Annotated in this window: 1 protein-coding gene; it reads right to left on the reverse strand. The window is 54.8% G+C overall.

The genetic code is table 11. From position 1 onward, the window contains the following. Positions 1–69: 69 nt before the first annotated feature. Positions 70–1,167 (reverse strand): elongation factor Tu (gene tuf / locus OB87_RS19380; protein ID WP_050515761.1); only part of this gene is annotated, 1,098 nt, incomplete at its 5' end.

Genomic DNA, 1,167 nt, shown 5'->3' on the forward strand with positions numbered 1-1,167 from the left:
TGGGGGTTTTCTATAGACAATAAAAAAAGGGTGCCGAAGCACCCTTTTCTTCATTCCAGCTATCAGCAATTAAGCGATAACTTTGGCAACCACGCCGGCGCCTACAGTACGGCCGCCTTCACGGATAGCGAAACGCAGACCGTCGTCCATCGCGATCGGCGCGATCAGGTTTACGACCATCTTGATGTTGTCGCCCGGCATAACCATTTCCACGCCTTCCGGCAGTTCGATGGTGCCAGTCACGTCAGTTGTACGGAAGTAGAACTGCGGACGGTAGCCTTTGAAGAACGGAGTATGACGACCGCCTTCATCTTTGCTCAGGATATACACTTCAGATTCGAACTGAGTGTGCGGCTTGATTGAGCCCGGTTTAGCCAGAACCTGACCACGCTCAACTTCATCACGCTTAGTACCACGCAGCAGAACACCAACGTTCTCACCCGCACGGCCTTCGTCCAGCAGTTTGCGGAACATTTCAACACCAGTACAGGTGGTTTTCGTGGTGTCTTTGATACCCACGATCTCAACTTCTTCACCTACTTTGATGATGCCACGCTCTACACGACCGGTGACTACAGTACCACGGCCAGAGATGGAGAATACGTCTTCGATCGGCAGCAGGAACGGCTTGTCAATCGCACGCTCCGGTTCCGGAATGTAGCTGTCCAGCGCTTCCGCCAGTTCGATGATTTTCGCTTCCCACTCAGCTTCGCCTTCCAGCGCTTTCAGCGCGGAACCACGGATAACCGGCGTGTCGTCGCCCGGGAAGTCGTACTGAGACAGCAGCTCACGCACTTCCATCTCAACCAGTTCCAGCAGCTCTTCGTCATCAACCATGTCGCATTTGTTCAGGAACACGATGATGTACGGAACGCCTACCTGACGACCCAGCAGGATGTGCTCACGAGTCTGCGGCATCGGGCCGTCAGTCGCAGCAACTACCAGGATCGCGCCGTCCATCTGGGCAGCACCGGTGATCATGTTTTTCACGTAGTCGGCGTGTCCCGGGCAGTCAACGTGCGCGTAGTGACGAGTCGGGGTATCGTATTCAACGTGAGAAGTGTTGATGGTGATACCACGCGCTTTTTCTTCCGGCGCGTTGTCGATCTGGTCGAATGCACGAGCCTGACCACCGTAGGTTTTTGCCAGAACGGTAGTGATGGCAGC

It is taken from the genome of Dickeya undicola, from assembly GCF_000784735.1.
In the GTDB taxonomy this organism is placed as follows: Bacteria; Pseudomonadota; Gammaproteobacteria; order Enterobacterales; family Enterobacteriaceae; genus Dickeya; species Dickeya undicola.